18 protein-coding genes are annotated in these 15,697 nt (G+C 62.6%); 3 read left to right on the top strand and 15 right to left on the bottom strand.

Going from position 1 to position 15,697, the window contains the following annotated elements; all coding sequences use genetic code 11:
* Position 1: 1 nt before the first annotated feature.
* The 11 genes from HLH48_RS04065 to HLH48_RS04015 form a co-directional block, all read right to left on the bottom strand.
* Positions 2-631, bottom strand: coding sequence for a hypothetical protein (locus tag HLH48_RS04065; protein WP_182996216.1), 630 nt, complete (start codon positions 629-631; stop codon positions 2-4).
* A complete protein-coding gene (locus HLH48_RS04060) occupies positions 628-978 on the bottom strand; it encodes a DUF2824 family protein (RefSeq protein ID WP_264812237.1) in 351 nt (116 codons plus the stop codon). Before HLH48_RS04060 ends, HLH48_RS04065 begins: the two co-directional genes overlap by 4 nt.
* A 77-nt stretch (positions 979-1,055) precedes the next feature.
* Positions 1,056-1,373, bottom strand: coding sequence for a hypothetical protein (locus HLH48_RS04055; RefSeq protein ID WP_182996214.1), 318 nt, complete (start codon positions 1,371-1,373; stop codon positions 1,056-1,058).
* 30 nt (positions 1,374-1,403) lie between these two features.
* The gene (locus tag HLH48_RS04050) at positions 1,404-1,772 is read right to left on the bottom strand and encodes a hypothetical protein (protein WP_182996213.1); all 369 of its coding nucleotides are present in this window, start codon (positions 1,770-1,772) and stop codon (positions 1,404-1,406) included.
* On the bottom strand, positions 1,769-3,229 hold the full coding sequence (locus HLH48_RS04045) for a hypothetical protein (RefSeq protein WP_182996212.1): 1,461 nt from the start codon (positions 3,227-3,229) through the stop codon (positions 1,769-1,771). The genes HLH48_RS04050 and HLH48_RS04045 overlap by 4 nt, the downstream gene beginning before the upstream one ends.
* The gene (locus HLH48_RS04040) at positions 3,226-4,086 is read right to left on the bottom strand and encodes a hypothetical protein (RefSeq protein WP_182996211.1); all 861 of its coding nucleotides are present in this window, start codon (positions 4,084-4,086) and stop codon (positions 3,226-3,228) included. Before HLH48_RS04040 ends, HLH48_RS04045 begins: the two co-directional genes overlap by 4 nt.
* Positions 4,087-4,317: 231 nt before the next feature.
* The gene (locus HLH48_RS04035; RefSeq protein WP_182996210.1) at positions 4,318-5,595 is read right to left on the bottom strand and encodes a P22 phage major capsid protein family protein; all 1,278 of its coding nucleotides are present in this window, start codon (positions 5,593-5,595) and stop codon (positions 4,318-4,320) included.
* 154 nt (positions 5,596-5,749) lie between these two features.
* A complete protein-coding gene (locus tag HLH48_RS04030) occupies positions 5,750-6,613 on the bottom strand; it encodes a hypothetical protein (protein ID WP_182996209.1) in 864 nt (287 codons plus the stop codon).
* A complete protein-coding gene (locus HLH48_RS04025; RefSeq protein ID WP_182996208.1) occupies positions 6,610-8,829 on the bottom strand; it encodes a portal protein in 2,220 nt (739 codons plus the stop codon). The genes HLH48_RS04030 and HLH48_RS04025 overlap by 4 nt, the downstream gene beginning before the upstream one ends.
* A 250-nt stretch (positions 8,830-9,079) precedes the next feature.
* On the bottom strand, positions 9,080-10,423 hold the full coding sequence (locus HLH48_RS04020; RefSeq protein WP_182996207.1) for a terminase large subunit domain-containing protein: 1,344 nt from the start codon (positions 10,421-10,423) through the stop codon (positions 9,080-9,082).
* Complete coding sequence (locus tag HLH48_RS04015) at positions 10,416-10,919, bottom strand: terminase small subunit (RefSeq protein ID WP_182996206.1); 504 nt, start codon at positions 10,917-10,919, stop codon at positions 10,416-10,418. The genes HLH48_RS04020 and HLH48_RS04015 overlap by 8 nt, the downstream gene beginning before the upstream one ends.
* Positions 10,920-11,529: 610 nt before the next feature.
* Between HLH48_RS04015 and HLH48_RS04010 the strand changes: the two genes are divergently transcribed.
* The 3 genes from HLH48_RS04010 (at position 11,530) to HLH48_RS04000 (ending at position 12,437) form a co-directional block, all read left to right on the top strand.
* Complete coding sequence (locus HLH48_RS04010) at positions 11,530-11,805, top strand: BrnT family toxin (RefSeq protein ID WP_182996205.1); 276 nt, start codon at positions 11,530-11,532, stop codon at positions 11,803-11,805.
* The gene (locus HLH48_RS04005; protein ID WP_182996204.1) at positions 11,793-12,128 is read left to right on the top strand and encodes a helix-turn-helix domain-containing protein; all 336 of its coding nucleotides are present in this window, start codon (positions 11,793-11,795) and stop codon (positions 12,126-12,128) included. The genes HLH48_RS04010 and HLH48_RS04005 overlap by 13 nt, the downstream gene beginning before the upstream one ends.
* A gap of 153 nt (positions 12,129-12,281) precedes the next feature.
* Positions 12,282-12,437, top strand: coding sequence for a hypothetical protein (locus tag HLH48_RS04000; RefSeq protein ID WP_182996203.1), 156 nt, complete (start codon positions 12,282-12,284; stop codon positions 12,435-12,437).
* 193 nt (positions 12,438-12,630) lie between these two features.
* Here the strand turns inward: HLH48_RS04000 and HLH48_RS03995 are convergent, their stop codons facing one another.
* The 4 genes from HLH48_RS03995 to HLH48_RS03980 are packed head-to-tail and all read right to left on the bottom strand — an operon-like array spanning position 12,631 to position 15,696.
* Positions 12,631-14,013 (bottom strand): helicase RepA family protein, encoded by a 1,383-nt coding sequence (locus tag HLH48_RS03995; protein ID WP_182996202.1) that lies wholly within the window; start codon positions 14,011-14,013, stop codon positions 12,631-12,633.
* Complete coding sequence (locus tag HLH48_RS03990) at positions 14,010-15,017, bottom strand: CHC2 zinc finger domain-containing protein (RefSeq protein WP_182996201.1); 1,008 nt, start codon at positions 15,015-15,017, stop codon at positions 14,010-14,012. The genes HLH48_RS03995 and HLH48_RS03990 overlap by 4 nt, the downstream gene beginning before the upstream one ends.
* The gene (locus HLH48_RS03985; RefSeq protein ID WP_182996200.1) at positions 15,014-15,295 is read right to left on the bottom strand and encodes a hypothetical protein; all 282 of its coding nucleotides are present in this window, start codon (positions 15,293-15,295) and stop codon (positions 15,014-15,016) included. The genes HLH48_RS03990 and HLH48_RS03985 overlap by 4 nt, the downstream gene beginning before the upstream one ends.
* The gene (locus HLH48_RS03980; protein ID WP_182996199.1) at positions 15,292-15,696 is read right to left on the bottom strand and encodes a RusA family crossover junction endodeoxyribonuclease; all 405 of its coding nucleotides are present in this window, start codon (positions 15,694-15,696) and stop codon (positions 15,292-15,294) included. Before HLH48_RS03980 ends, HLH48_RS03985 begins: the two co-directional genes overlap by 4 nt.
* Position 15,697 lies beyond the last annotated feature (1 nt).

Here is a 15,697-nt window from a genome sequence, read left to right as displayed (position 1 = left end):
ATCAACCACCACTCAACAGCTTATTATAGGCAAGATAGTTGCTCCCGAGGCTAGACGCCTGGTTGCCCAGGCTATTCAGCCCGTTCGTCAGGGCGTTCGACATGGCCGTGGTCCCGCTCATGGTCGCACCCACGCCGGCCATGCGTGCCTGTGCAGCAAGGTTGGCCGTGTTCATCGTGTTGGTGCTCTGCGCGTTCAGGGCGTTGTAGCCGTAATTGGCCAGGGCGTTCGTATCGTTGAACTGGTTCTGGTAGGTGCTATCGGCCAGCCCACTGGCATAGGTCGCGGCCCCCTTGAGCGCCGCACCACTGTTCGCCAGCCCGCGCGCCGCCGCGCTGTTCGTCGCTGCCTGCTCGCCCTGGTTCAGGTTCCACTGATACCCCGGCGTGGACTGGAGGTAGTTTTCCGTCAGGCCGTTGGAGAGGCTGTTCAGGGCGTTTGTGCCGGTCGTGGCGTAGGGGTCGAGCAGCGAATTTGCTGTGGTGCCCGCCTGCTGGATGTTGGATGCGACATCCTTCGCGGTCGAGTTGGCGCGATCCATTGCTTTCTGGGTCATGACCATCTGGGCGGCGGTCGAAGCGGCGGTAGTCGCCGCCTGCACACCCTGACCGATGCCAAACATATCACTCATTGCGGACGCTCCATTTGATAGGCGACATATTCGCGCTCGATCCCGTCATTGCTGACGGCGCGATATAGGCCGATGCGTTGAAAACCGAGCAGGTGCATCAGGAATCGCGCAGGCTTCTTGTGCTCAGGAATGGGGGCGATCATCAGGTCGGATGGCTGCGTTTCCCACCACCAGTCCCGGACATCGCGCATGAATTCTAGAGCCTTCCACCCGCGCATTTCTGGAATCACTGCTTGGTGACACTCATGAATGCGAGGCCTGACCTCAGCAAAACCCACGACGATACCCGGGATCGTGAGAATGAGGCATTTCGATATGTCAGTCAGCCGCGCACTCTCTCCATACACATCTGGATGAGTGAGGACATCATTTATGGCCCGAAGATCATTGACTCGGCAGCCAAGAATATCGGGAGCGCATATATTCACGACAGGGCGTATCCGTCTACGATACAGACTAGACCGGCACCAGAGGCCAAGATCTGATCGCCAGAAGCCAATACGCGGCCGGTCAATTCCGGCAAGAGATCGGTGTCGTTGGCCTGGATCGCGCGGGACGGAACGACGTCGAGGGCAGATCCGCCCGAGCGCTGGATCTGGATGGTGACATCTACGGCCGCCGCCGTCGGATTGGACAGAACGGCGTTCGTGATTACGGTCGCCCCCGCGCCAGCTGTAACAACGGCCACTGCGGAAGACGTCAGCATAACGCCCGGTTGGAGATTTTTGGCGACGACTGCCATCAGCGCATCATGATCTCGCGGATCATGCCTTCATGATCTGGTGCCGTCACGCGCAGGCATGCGCGCCGTGATAGAAAGGATAGCAGAGTCACGGGCCTCATCCAATGCCATTCGGGCCTCCGCGCGGATAGCCTGTGCATCAAGAAGCACCATCCTCGCCTCATCAAGGGCAGCCTGTGCCTGCGCCATCGCCTGAGTGCCCGCTGACTCTGCAAGCCCCGACATCAGCACTCCGATATCAGCCTCAGTGGCGACCCATGCAGCATCGACGCCGGGAGCATATCCCGTGCGTTCCCACATTCGGCGCATGAATGCCTGCCCCTGCGCCGTCAAAGTCCCATCCGGATTGCAGAGTTGCAGGCTGATGAGCGGGGAGTTGAGATCGCGCGCGCCGGTCATGTCCGCACCTGATCGACCTGAAGAAACACGCCCATCAGCGCGGTTATTCCTGGGTCAGTCCATGTCAGGCGGTAGACGCGATCGCGGGCGAGACCCAAGCGCCAGATCGATGGCCATGTGTTGCCCGTCGTGCCAAGCGTCACGCGCTGAGCGCCCGCGAACGTCGCCCCTCGGTCATCCGACCAGTCAATGGCAACTGTCTGGCCACCCCCGCATTGCATGTTCAGCATCAGTTGCCGATGGATGCCGCGCTGTCCATTCGTGAGCAGATGGGGGAACGACCGCTGCCGTTTGATCGGCATCCCTGCATCGTCTCCTGCGCTCATCGAAACTTCGTAGATGGCACCGTTTTCGTAGTCGCCGGCCCAGACCTTTCCATACGCCTCGGCATAGCAATACGGCCGGATCTGCGCTTCGTTCCCTGCCGCATCTAGAGCGCACCGCTCGTGCCACAGGCCCGCTGAAACGTCATAGGCCCACGACGAAGACTGCCCCGGAACCGTCAGGACGTAGAAGACATGCCCGTCCTGCTGATAGGTGCTGGCCACGGCGCCCGACAGGTCGCCCATGTCCTGCAACGCGCCGTCAACTGGGAAAGTCGAGACAGGAACGGCGGTCGTCTGCTGGCCCATATAGACGCGGGCATAGCCGGACCGGTCGCGGCCAAGCCACATGATGCCGCCGTTTGGCGTGACGCCTGTGGTAGGGATCGTCGCGATCGTCCACGGCGAGATGCAGCCAGCCTCGACGGTGACGCCCTGTACGCGCTGGAAGGGGAAATCGCTTGCCCCGCTATCATACCAGAATTCAGTCTGATAGCGGCCGAACAGCCAAATATACTGCCCCACGACTGCCGCGGCGATGATCGTGGAAAGGCTCGTGGTGTCGCTGGCCACATACAAGCTGTCAAATGGCGTGCTGGTTTCGTCAGAAAATTGCGCTGGGGAGGTATACCAATTTGTCGTGTTGGGGTTCACGAAGATGAAGAATGTGTCCAGGAGAGCAATCGTCGGAGAACCGTACCACTCCGAACCGGACATTTCCGAGAGCGGACCGTAATTCCCCTGCCCAGGCTTGCTGGGCATTGAGCAATACCAGCCTCGGCCGCTGTTTCCGTCCACAACGAAAAGCGTGGTGCCGTTGTCAGAAATCCTGATGACCGATGCGGTGATGGAGATTTGCCCGATCAGCGTGGTGCCCCCGGATCTGCCGACAAGGTATACCCCCGATTGGCACGCTGCAATCAGGTCGCCCTGAGTCGTCTGATACAGGCACCGGATCGTCCCTGACAGCAGCGCGCGCCGGATCAGGCCCGGCGTCGGATAGTAGGCATAGGATACAGGCTCTCCGTCGTCCGGGGGCACCGGCTCTGCATACAGGTTCAGCACCCGCTGGGCCGCCACGGCAACGGCGCGCGCATCGTAAGATCCGCCCGTCAGGTTGATCTGGCGCATCATAGCCTTTGCCTCTCAAGGCCGGGCCAGTAGAACGGATTGGCCATGGGCGACAGGATCGCCGGCATACCCAAGATGGGAACCTGCGTGTTCGACGAGCGAATGGTTGTAAGGGCAGCCTTTGCAGCAGCCACCACGGTCGGGCTTGCCTCCTGGCCATAAGAGGGTGCCATTCGGGCCGCCAGCGACCACATAATAGCATCCCAATACTCTGGCGGGAGGCTGATCACGCTGTTGATCGTCAAGTTCGCCACAAGGGGCTGCTTGTAGAGGATGTGCAGTTCCCAACGGCCCCCAGTGGGGATCGGCCAGGGTCGAAACTCTCCGGCCGGCCACGCGGGGTTGTAGTGCGCCATGCTGGGCCACGTCGCCAGGGCCTTGAGCCCCATGCTGGCATAATCCTCATACGAGGGGATCAACGTCATCGAATAATCGATCGGCTGCACCCCGCTATTCAGGCCGTCCGATCCGATCAGGAAATCTGCGGAGAAAAATGCAGCCGAAAAATCGCCCAGAAATGCGCCACCAACCGGCACGACATCGCTCGTCTGATAATCGACGGATGGGAAGTCGCCTGCCGCGAAATCACCATCGATCGTGTATGTGCCGCCCGGCAAAAGCCGCGCATAGGCCGCCTCGATCTGGTCAGGCCGCACCGAGACGTCGAAATCGCATCCGGGCCCGACATAATAGATGCTCTTCCCCGAGGCCTCGCACGAGCGATCGACCAGATTGGGGATGAGCCAGCGCTTGCGCTGCCATTGGGCCAGCAGCATGTTGATCTGCATCACGCCGTCGAACAGGTCGGCATCGCTTGCTGTCGTGCCCATGGCGCCCACGCCGATCTGGCGCAGGGCCATATTGACCAGATCAGTAACGCGGTAGCCCTGAATGGGGTCTGGCGCTCCGTTAAGGCTTCCTGACATTGGGCGGCCGCCCCCTTCGACGCATCACAGGCTTAGGCGGCTCTTCCCGATTGGTTGGATCGGGAAGGCCGGAAAAACGGGCACGCACCCGCGCCTCCTGCTCAGCATTCTTGACAGTCACCGTGGTGTATCCGTCAGGTGCAAACAGGGTGCGCGGGTAGCGCATCACTCGACCAGTTCCGGCACGACCACGGCCCAATCGGGGCGAAGCATGCCGAAGCCATAAAGCACATCCAGGCGCGTCGCCCGCGTGTCGTCGGAGCCGTTGTAGTAGGTCAGTGTGCGCAGGCTTATGCCATCCAGCGATGCGCGCCCGCAATCGACCACGCCCCGATCGACCATCTCCAGGTCGACTGTTGCCAGCGTCATGGCGCGCTTGCTGTAGAGCAGGTTGCGGCGGATGACCGATCCGGCCGGCGCCACGAGCTTGATCGCCGCACCGGCTGCCGGAGCCGCATCGACGGTCTGATAGGGCACCGGCCCCGTTCCGCTGGGCGGAATGATCGCCGGAGAAACTGGGATGGACGTCGCACCGCTCGCCACGTCGGCCAGCACCACGAATTGCTGGAGAATATGCAGCGAGGACTTGTTGACCCGGTTGATGCGATTCACGCCCGCGATCGTGATCACATCTCCCTGCTTCAGGGTACCGCTGAGGGCGGATGTCGAGATGACCGACGAATGCGGGGACGCGCTGGCCGAGATCGTTGTGACCGGCGCCCCATTGGGCGTGTAATTTCCGTAGGTGCCCGTCGCGGTTCCGGTCCCGTCGTAAGATCCGGTCTGGGAGATGATAACCGTCTGGTCCTGCATCCAACCACGAACGCCCAGGATCTTGGACCCCATCTGGCCGTCCACCGTCTGGCGCGAGATCTGGCCGGTCGGGTTGAACATGCCCATCATGCCCGACACCGTATTGGCATCCGTCATGGGGTCCAGGACCGCATAGCGATCATCCAGCGGCGCGTTGCAGGCGGTCAGGATGGCCTTGGCGCGCAGCCATGTATTGGAGGATGGCGCGATCAGATTGCCGGTGTCGTCCGTGTTCAGCACCATGTTCGAGGCTGACAGCGCCATCGTCATGGCATCCATCGCGACCTGACCTACCAGCGCATTGACGGCCGGCGCGATATAGCGCTCACTGAAATCGTCAATGTTCATCGTGCGCTCTTGCGTCGAGAACGACATCGGCACGTTCTTGCGATAGCTGATCGTCAGCGGGATGGACCGTTCGGCGGTCGCCTCCGGGTTCACGGTCGGGCCGTCCTGCACCACATAGTCGTTCGGCAAGCGCACGTTGATCGTGTCGCCGATCTTCGCACCGGTCCGGGCGAACTGCGCCTGATATTCCCGGTTGACGTTCTGGACGTAATCGTTGGTGTTGCGACGGATCATCAGCGCCTCGCGCGTGATGATCGAGTTGTTGATCAGATTGTTTGCCACTGTTTCGGCTCGTCACACATGGCGCGTCGCGCCAATTTGCCGTCCTCGCCATGGGCAGAACGTGTGCCGGTTACGACCGGAAACGAGCCGCAGCTATCGCGCTGGTGGGCGGGCGGGGAATGCCCCCGCCAAGCGCCGTTTTAAGGCCGTCGCCTTACTTCTTGGACCTCAGACGAACGTAGTCTTCCGTCGAGAGGTCCGCGTCATAGATCGAGCGGCCTGAGACCGCCCGCCCTCCGCCAGCAGATGCCGCAACCGGAGGGGGTGCCTGCGAAATCTGCGGAGCGAGCACGGCGGACGCCTTTTCAGGTTTCCTGGGTGCTGCACCAACTGAATCCGCGAACCTCTGCAAGATGGCGAACTGTTTCCGCTCGGGAGCTTCGAGCAATTCAGCCGCCTTCGCAGGGTCTTGGGCCAGAGCATAGTAGACGGCCCCCGCGTTCGGCAAGTCTGCGATGTCGGCAATCACCTGACGATGACCCGAATTGTCGAAATCAAGCCCAGCCTTGGTGACGAGATCGTTTGTTGCCGTCTGGATCGCCTCGCGCCCATGAAGAGCCGTCAGAGATTCGGCCACACGCGCGGTCGCGGTCCCGAATGCCTGGGCATCCCTCTGCGCCTGGGCCTGCTGCTCATAACGCTGACGTTCCTGGGCGCGAATCTGATCTGGTGTCTCGGCAGCCGGCTCGGGCGCTTCACCACGCGATGCGCTCAGGGCGCGCCGTAACTCTGCGTTTTCCTGCTCACGCTCGGCGGCCAGCCGCTCGGCGTCACGATACTTCTTGGTCAGCGACCCGACCCGATGCAGATACCATGACGGCTCCTGCGGCTTTTCGGAATCGGAAGCAGGTTGATCTTCGGTTGAGGGAGCGGGCGGCAGTTCTGGCGCGCTTTCTTCCAGCGACGAATTCGGCACGGCGCGTCCGTCGCCTTCGCTCCCGAACTGAACATCCGCGAACCGATCGCCCGGCGCATCTGTCGATGCCTGGACGGCAGGGGCTTCAAGGGTTTCGCTCATACGTCAACGGCTCCGTTTACCGGGTTCGGGGCATGGATCTGTCCGCCCGGCGGGTTGGTGGATGGCAGACGCTCCAACTCGGCTGGCGCAGCAGCAGGCTGAGAGGCAGCGCCATGGTATCCCTGCTCGCGCAGAACCTGGCGTACCAGATCAGCCAGGACGGGCCGCAGTTCATCGGGAGCAATCGAGCCGATGGCGGCCATGCGGTCGGTATCAGCCCGGTCGCGGTCGGACTGCGCGTCCATGAGGTCGATCACCTGCTCATGCCGCTGCTTGTCCGCGCGCAGGCCAAAGTCCTGCTGCTTGTCGTGCAACTGCTGGGTCAACTGCTGCACCTGGCCCTGGAGATGCTGCACGAGACCCTGCAACTGCTGGGTGGCCGCATCGGGCCCGGCCGTAAGCGCGTCGTAGATCTGATCGGCCAGCGGGAAATCGCTCGCCTTGAAAAGGAACGGCAGGACCTTCGGCGCGATCTCCGGCGCGGCCTGGAGAATCTGCGACAGCGCGTCCCATGTCTCCTGGCGGCGCGTCGCGTAGGCGGGCCCCACGTCCGCCTCAACGTCATATCGGCCAATGGTCGGATTAATGGCCAGGATTGCGCCCTGCACAGCAAGCTGCTGCTCTATGGTCGCGCCCTGTGGGGGCTGCTGGCCCTGCGGCAGCATAACCTGCGCGCCGGATCGGGCGGCCGGGTCCACGATCGCGCTCGTCTGCGTTCCGTCCTCACCCATCACCTGCACAGCACGCGCCGTGTCATACACGAGCGGGATGGCATCAATCAGGATGCGGCCAATCAGACGCAGGGCCATTCCCTGGTTGTCCGTGTAGTGATAGTTCGCCGTGTCGCTCTGCCGCTGGCGCTCGTTAATGGCGCGGCCCGATCGCTCGTTGCCGGGCGCGCCCATTTCTGCCTGATACTGGCCGGTGACCATCTGCATCTGCAGGTCGGCATTTTGCATGGCCTGCATGTGGCCAGTGCTTCCCGTCGGCGGGTCAAGCCGCTGCGGCGCCTGGAGCGCCGTGGAATCGTCAGGGTCAATCGACCGATAGGGCAGATACGCCTGATTGCTGACGTTCGCGGCTGCCCACTGGTTCTCGTATCCCTCGATCGACCGTTCATCGACCAGCCACGGCGATTTCGTCTGGATCGCGACGCTCTCCACGAACGCCGACGCACTGTAATTGAACATGCGCTGAGGGTCGATCAGTGCGCGCACCAGGCCGCATCGGTCGAGCCGGCCATCGATCACGCTCTCGATCCCGATGAACGGCACCAAGGGAATGTGTCGGAAGACGGTCGGACCCTGCGCGATGATCTGGCTGCCGGCGATCAGGAAAAATTCGACATGCGGCCGCGTGATAGGCCGAGACTGCGCCTTGATTGCACGACATAAATCAACCGCCTCGGGAGCCATGTTGCTCTCGCGCATTGGCGTGATCGCGCCAATCTTGGGGTCCGGAACGGCCCAAAGCGTGTCCCGCTCTTCGTTCCGCCGGTAGTAGCGAAACACGCGCACGATGTCCTTCTCGACGTCATCCGTGCGGTGGTCGTTCTCGTCCGCGATCGCCAGCGGAGCTGCGGTGCCGATATCCTTGTGACCGGGGTAAAGCCGCTCAAACTCTTCCCGTGGCATCTCGTCGCATAGCATGGCCCACTGCATGTCGCTGTGGTCCGGCTCCTGCGTGTTGGGGTCGGAATAGACCGCGCGCGGGTCTGGAACGGCCTTGATGAAGAAATCCTGATCGAACGAGTCCTGGCCGCGAACATAGTCCGTGAGGATATGGACCCAACCAATACCCTGCCGAGTCTGCCCCTGGATCGCGCAGGCATATGCGTTTTGCTGGGCGTTCGACTGGTATTCGATGTGCCTGACGATGCCCTCGATCACGTCGGCAGCTTTCTCGCTCGCGCCAAAGCCCGTGGCGTTGACCTTGATGCCCATCTGCCGCTGGCGCGCGTCGTTTTCGACTTGGAATACGTGCTGCGCGGTCTTGTTGATCGTCAGGCACGGGCGCGGCGATCCACCGAACGTCCCGTTGCGCGCCTGGAAAACAGCATCATCCCACTGCGCGTGGTTGTAGGCGTCCGCGTGGAAGAAGCGCAGATCTTCAAGCGCATGCTTGCGCCATTGCGCCTCGAAATCGCGAGCAGCCGTGAACCGGTCCTGAACCTCGCGAAGGATTTCTTCGTCGGATTGGGCCGTCACTTCGACCACCGAACGAATTGATCTGATACCGCATCGTAACTGACGGCACGGCCCTCGCGCATTATCAGAACGAAGACCCGCGCGCCCTCCGGGGCTCGAAAACTGACGCGGCGGAAGCAGACGCGCGCCCACCAGAGCCAGAACTGCCTATAAGCAGATCGAGCGATTTCCTTGACCCCAGGGCGCCGGACCGTATTCATCATGGAATACAATATAGCACGATGAATTTCCATCGTACAAGCGCAATAGGAATCTATTCCTATATCCCCATCCAGCCCCCGCCGGCGGAGCCGAGCTGCAAGCGCGGCTTGGCTGGCTGTTTCTCGGGCACCTCCCGGTCGCGCAGGCCTACAGCCAGATACCGAAACGCGTCGGCGTAGTCGGACGACCAGTCGTGCAGCGGCCTGTCACGAAAGACCTTGTTCACGTCGTCCCATGATTTCCGGTACTGCTCCAGCGCATTGATGCCACGCTGGCACTTCTTTTGATCGAAGCGGCAGCGTGGCAGAAGCGCGCGCGCAGCGGAGATCCCGTCATCAACTCCGGTGCGCGGCAAAACGCGTAGCGGCTTGACGCCCAGGCCACGCAAGATGTCGATGCGACGCTTGCCTGTGCCAATGTCGCCATTTTCAGCGTCGTGCGGGCCAATGTGCTGCCGGTAAATGTATGGCCGCTCTGAAAGTTGCTTCGCATACCAGTCCAAGCCCATCCCTGAGCCGGCGATGCAGTCGATCACGCGCACCTCTGCCCCTTGCTGCTGGGCAATCCAGATCACCGTGCTGTCTCCGTAACCCAGATCCCACGCGGTGATGCATGGCAACGATGGATCATAAGGCACATCGCCAATGCGGCCCTGCTCGTCCAGGTGCTTCATGATCTTGCCGTAATAGCTGCCCTGAATCGCCGCATCGAACGAGCAGTCGTATTCCTGCTCGTATTTCGCCGCGCCATCATCTTCGCCATATTGGGCCACAAGCTGCCTCCGCTCTGCCGCAAGTTGCTCTGGCGTAAAGCGGCCCGTCTTCTCGACGTTCGACACCTCGCAAAACCAGCCCGGCTCATGGCGCATCGCGTCGAAGAACGTCTTGGCGTGGTTTCGGCCGCGCGGGGTCGTGATGAAGATCGCCCATCCCCCATTCTCCAGCAGGATGGGGGAAAGGAATGCCCAGGCGCTCGGGTTCGAGAGTGCCCATTCCGAGAACACGACGCCGCGTGGCGTCGAGCCCACCAGGCTGTTGAAGTTATCCGACCCGACAACCTGCCACGTCGAACCGTTCACGAACCGGATGAACATCTCGTTGTCTTTGGTCGTCGCCCGGATCTCGGCGGGGAACGCCTCGTCGATGCGCCGTCGCCCCGTGTGGGGGTTCACCGCGTCCCAGATCGCCTTGCGGGCCTGGCTAGCTTCGGGGAGCATGTGCCAGTAGTTTCCCACGTTCTTCATGGCGCTGATGGCGGCCCAGTTCAGGGCCACGTCGTCTTTACCCCAACGGCGATGTGCCACCTCATAGGCTCTCTTGCCGCCACCTCTGAGGTAGCGCCAAAGAGGCCGCTGATAAGGGCGCGCTCTCCAGCCGTTAGCCGGCAGGTCAACCTCAATCATCCAGGTCATCTCGAATGTTAACGATGACCTGCCGCTGTTCGTTGTCCCTCTCGTAAAGTCCGAGATGCTTCATGAGCTTCTCAAGCGCGCTGTTCTTATCCCACGCCTTGATCTTGGTGACCGTATATCGTTCACCATCTTCGCCAGGCTCTTTGCGCTGATCGACCTCAATCGCAGCTACCGCCGCAGCCGTGTCGTCGTCCCATTCGTGAGGCTGAAGCAATCGGCCAGAATCATCGAACAGCTTACGAACGTCGCTCAAGCCTAGCCGGGCAATCTCTTGGACCACCCGATCCTGCGTGATCTTTGTCCGCGTAGCCCGGGCGGCTTGCCCTTCGGATAGACACTTTTGAATGTCAACATTTGTCAACATTCTCTGCCCCTGGGAACGGGCAGTCTTTTCGCTATACCCAGCCCGAATCGCTGCCTGCGTTGCGTTCAAATCGACAAGATATTCCTCAACGAACCGACGCTGTTTATCGTTGAGCGAAGTCACTCCAACCCTCCAACCCCGATCATCACAACGCGCGGCGCTGGCCTGCGCGCGGGCACTCTCAGCCACCCGGTCCCGCCGATGTGCCAGCCGTTGCACACGGCACACCCGAACACCTCGACGCGCGGCCATTGCGCCGCATGCGCTTTCCGGCCGACACGGCGCACGACCGGGTTTCGAACCGGACGTGACCACCGCAGTCGTATTTCCGATGGGTGCGCATTCCCCAATCGTACCCGTTTTCCACAGGATTGTACACAGGGTTGCGATGACCATTCGTTCATGCACCCCTTCCGAACTTCCCGAAGCAGAACCCCGGCGGAACGCTCCGAGCCACCCTGGGACAGCCTGCTTCTGGGCCGAGCGTAGCGGGTGCCCAGAAGTGCGGGCACCGCACTGGCACAGGGGGGCTCTTCGCGAGGAAAAGGGGGCGCGAACTTTGCGAACTTCTCTATAGGGACCCGGAGAAGTTCGCGCAGGAAATTCGCACATTTGCGAACTTCCGGACTTCTACAAGTTCGCAGAAGTTCAGAAGTTCGCTAAAGGAATCCATCTGCGCTAGCGGCGCACAATTTCCTTGCGAAGAGATACGCTCCAAGCGTATACAAACACCATGACGACGGACCGCGCCTTCGACTGGCACGACGCAAAAAGCGACCAGTGCCTCCGGGACCGTGGGTTCAGTTTCGCCGACGTTCTTCCGATCTTCGCGGGCGAACTGTTCGAGAAGGTGGATGACCGAAAGGGCTACGGCGAGGTCCGGATCCGGGCGGCCGGCCTGATCGGGGACGTGCCGTTTATGGTCGTCTACACGCAGCGAGATGACGTGACATGGATCATCTCGGCCCGTCGCATGCACGACAAGGAGTGGCGCAGATGGCGAGAATGACGTTGAAGGAAGCGATGTCCCGTCGGTCCACGATCGATTGGGACCGGGTCAGGACGACCTCTGATGAGGATATGGCCCGTCAGGCGCGTGAGGACGGCACCGAGGCCCCAGACGACCTTGGAGCGGCCTACCCGACCCCTGGGACCGTTCGTCGGCAGATGGGCATGACACAGGCCTCCATCGCCACCCTGATCGGCGTGCCGGTGGCGACGTGGCGCAACTGGGAACAGGGCCGCGTGCGCCTCGACCCCGCCGTGCGGACGCTATTGCGTGTGCTGTGGCGGGAGCCGGATGCCGTCCGGCGGGCGATGGAGGCGGCATGACCGACCAGCGAAGCCTCCTCCGACCTCTTCTGCCTCAGCCGCAACACGGTGCGTGACCGAGGGGCGCGGGCGGTAGAGCTAGCGCTGGATCAAGCCCGAGGATAGCTTTGCTGGGGCAGTTACCGCCACTGACATTTGACCAAGGAGCCACCAATGGCCGACCTCCTGCTACACAACGATTACTGGACGACCGGGATCACGTTCCTGGTCGGAATTCTCGTCGGCGGCATGTTCATTGCGGCCTGCGTCAAGGGATGGATCTCCTGGAGGCAGCGATTTGAACCGGAGAAACCGCAAGATGACGCGTGACCCGCGTCGACTGGCTCTCGCGGCGGTTGTGAGGGGCTAAATTTCCGTCCAAGCTGAACCGGCGGGGTTTTCTTTGCCCAGACGCTACCGTACCGGGCGGGCACGATCCGGACGAAATCCCCCAGCCCGCCACCACAAAATGGCAGTTTTCTGCAGATTACATGGCGGGCGAGAGGGTGTACGGCCGCCACTCTTATCGCCCGCTTTCGTCGTCATCAGACGGATAACTTGCCGCCGCCTGCCGCATCTCGGCCAGCTTCACGGGCGAGACGGTGATGCAACCAGTCTTGCGGCGCTGAAGTGCCGCCGACCGATATTCCCCTTCGACGATCACCCCATTGTCCTTCCACGACTTCAGAATGCTGAGCGCCTGGAATTCCGACTTGTCGGCCATCTCCATGACGACGTTCCCAGCCCAGCGCGCCTTCGCCTGCTTCCCAAGGGCGTACCGTTCACCAGCCGACGGCCCGCGCTCGATCTGCTCAAGAATCTGCACGATCATCGCAAACGGCAGGTCCCCCCATGTCGTCGGGGGCGCCCAGGGCTCGACCGACTGCACGCTGTCTCCGTCGGGATATTCCTCCGTCGCGTTGCCGATATTGATCCCGACAAGCTGATACCATTCCGCCGCTTCGGCCGGCGGCCCCATGTTGGCCTTGGCATTATCCAGCCGCACGAAAGACCGGCGCTTGTCGTCGGGGATATTCAGCTTCGCCGCCTCGTCCTTCGACATGGCAGACAGAGTGGACATGACCCGCGCCGCCCCCTGGATCGCCCCAGCCCCACGAAAAGACTCACTGTCGCCCGCCTGGCCGCCCTTGCGGAAATGATGGACCAACCACACCGCGCACCCGGCCCGATGCGCCACCTGCCCCCACAGCGCCATCACGAGGTTCATCTCATCGTTCCGGTTCTCCTCCGCGCTATGCGACTGCACGAACGGATCGACCACCAGCAGCGCGATCTTCCGGCGCAGCAGCTCGTCCACCAGTTCATCCACGATCGGCGTGGCCACCAGGTTCCCGGAGGCGTCGCGGCTGGCGATCACCAGCGGCCGGTCGCGCCCGCTATCGACATAGACCGTATCCTTGATCACCCCGTAATCCACCTTGTGATGCATGATCGCGGCCTTTACGCGCCGACGCATCTCGTCCTCGGGGTCCTCCAGATTGTAGAACCACACCGCTCCCGTCTTGTGGACGCGTTGGAAGACGCCAGGATTCAACGGGTCCGCCGCCAGCAGCGACCGCCCCGTGGCGACCGATAGCCCGACAACCATGGTGAAGGCTGTCTTGCCCACGCCGCCGGGGCTGCCCAGCACCGACACGAACCCCCGCAGCAGTTCACGTCCATACAGCCATCGCCGCGGCGGGATGATGTCGAGATCCAACGACGCCAGCGCGGTCGCCTGGAACCCCGGCGCCGGGCTCTCGGCGGCCTTCCCACCCCCGGTGGGATAGGAGAACGGTCGGATACCCTCCGGGTCGAGCGGCTCGGGATCGGGCGCACCGGCCACATACCGTTCGATATCCGCAAGCTGGTCGAGATCGAGATCAAAATCGAGCGGGCCATTCAATGCATGGCCCTCCGCATGATGACGTCGTTCCAGTCCTTCTCCGACCGCGGCGTCAGGATCTCGACATGGGTGCCGGCCCTCGACCAGCGCGCGGCACAGGCACGGGCGGCACGCAGCCCATGCCCGTTCTCGTCCCGATCGGCATAGATCGACAGCTTCTGGATCACCGGATGCGGCGGCAGGCGTTCGATGCCGCCAGCGGTGGCACAAGCCCACATGGCGACGTTACGCAGATGCTGCTGCACCGAAAGCGCGGTCTCAATTCCCTCGGCAATGCCCAGGGCGCCGGCAATCTCGGCCTGGCGCTCCAGGCAGATGATTCCAGCCCGGCCGAGCATCATCTTGTCCTGTCCGTCCGCCTTCCCGCTCCCGTCCGGCCGAAGGAACGTCCGATGCAGCCCGCAGGGCTCGAACGTCACCGGGTCGATCATCAGGGCGATCATGGTCGGCAGGCGCTCATTCCGCCCGCGCGGGCAGGCCGGATGAAAGCGCAGGTATCCTGTGTCCTCGGTCAGCGACAGGCGCCGGGTGCCCAGATAGATCTCGACCGGCGTCCCGACCGGGTCCTGCCCCTCGCCCCAGATCGAAAGGGCGAATTGCTGGTTCCGCCGGACGACTTCATCGTTGGCCTCATGCGACAGGCTGACCTCGGGCACCGGCAACCCGGTCGGCAGGCTGGCTCTTCCCACGCTGCCGAAGGGCGGTTCCATCCCGCCCTCCTGCGCCAGCGTGTTCACCGCCTCCTGGAACGAACACCCGCAGCAATGCTGCAGCCACGAGAACGCATCCCCATGCGCCCCGCAGCCGAAGCAGTGATACCCGCTCTCATAAACCGCAAAGGACGGGTTCCGCTCGGCATGGAACGGGCACAGCCCCTGGAAACACCGCCCGGACCGGCGCAACTGCACTGTCCGGCCGATCAGCGCCGCCAGCGGATTCCGGGCCCGGATTTCCTCCAGCAGACCATCCGGCACCCGGCCGCCCGGTGAATGGCGCCGGCTCATCGCATCATCCTCGCGCGCTGCGCTTCCGCCCGGGCGACCTGCTCGGGCGTGGCCCGGCGCCGATAGGGCGGCTTCTTGCCCGGCGCAGCCCTTCCGCTTGCGGGCGCCTGCACATGCAAGCTCAGAAACTCGCCCTCCCGGCCATCCCTGACCCACGCGGCAACTTCCAGCCGCTTCCCATCCACAGTGATTGTGCCGACGTAATCAGGCGCGTTTACGCCCCGGCGCCCGGTGTTCAGAAACAGGGCTCCGGAGTTCTCCGGACTTTTCTCCGTCATGCCGGCACCACCTTCAGGCAAATGCCCGGCACGTCGGCATAGCGCCGCACGATATGCAGTTCGTCCACCTGGGCATCATCGCGCCAGACAATGCCGTTCAGCGCGTCCAGGCAGCCCTTGCTGACATTGTCCACGTCCGGACGACCGGTGGCGCGCAGCGTGCCATCCAGCGCCGACTGCCGCTTCTTCCGCGACCAGCTTGCCGGCACAGCCACATCGATGCGCATATCCACCCGCAGGGGGCCGTCCAGCATCGGCTGGCCGACCTGCTCGACCGCGCATTGCCGGATCCATGCCTCTGCGTTCAACGTCTTCCTGTCCGTGTAGGTCCGGCCGTTTCCGAACCGCGGGCGTCCCTTGCCGACCGCCGCGCCGGGGATGGTGATGGTCAGCCCCGTCATC

Origin of the sequence: Gluconacetobacter sacchari (assembly GCF_014174255.1) — a bacterium.
In the GTDB taxonomy this organism is placed as follows: Bacteria; Pseudomonadota; Alphaproteobacteria; order Acetobacterales; family Acetobacteraceae; genus Gluconacetobacter; species Gluconacetobacter sacchari.
This window is presented reverse-complemented; position numbering and strand designations above follow the sequence as displayed.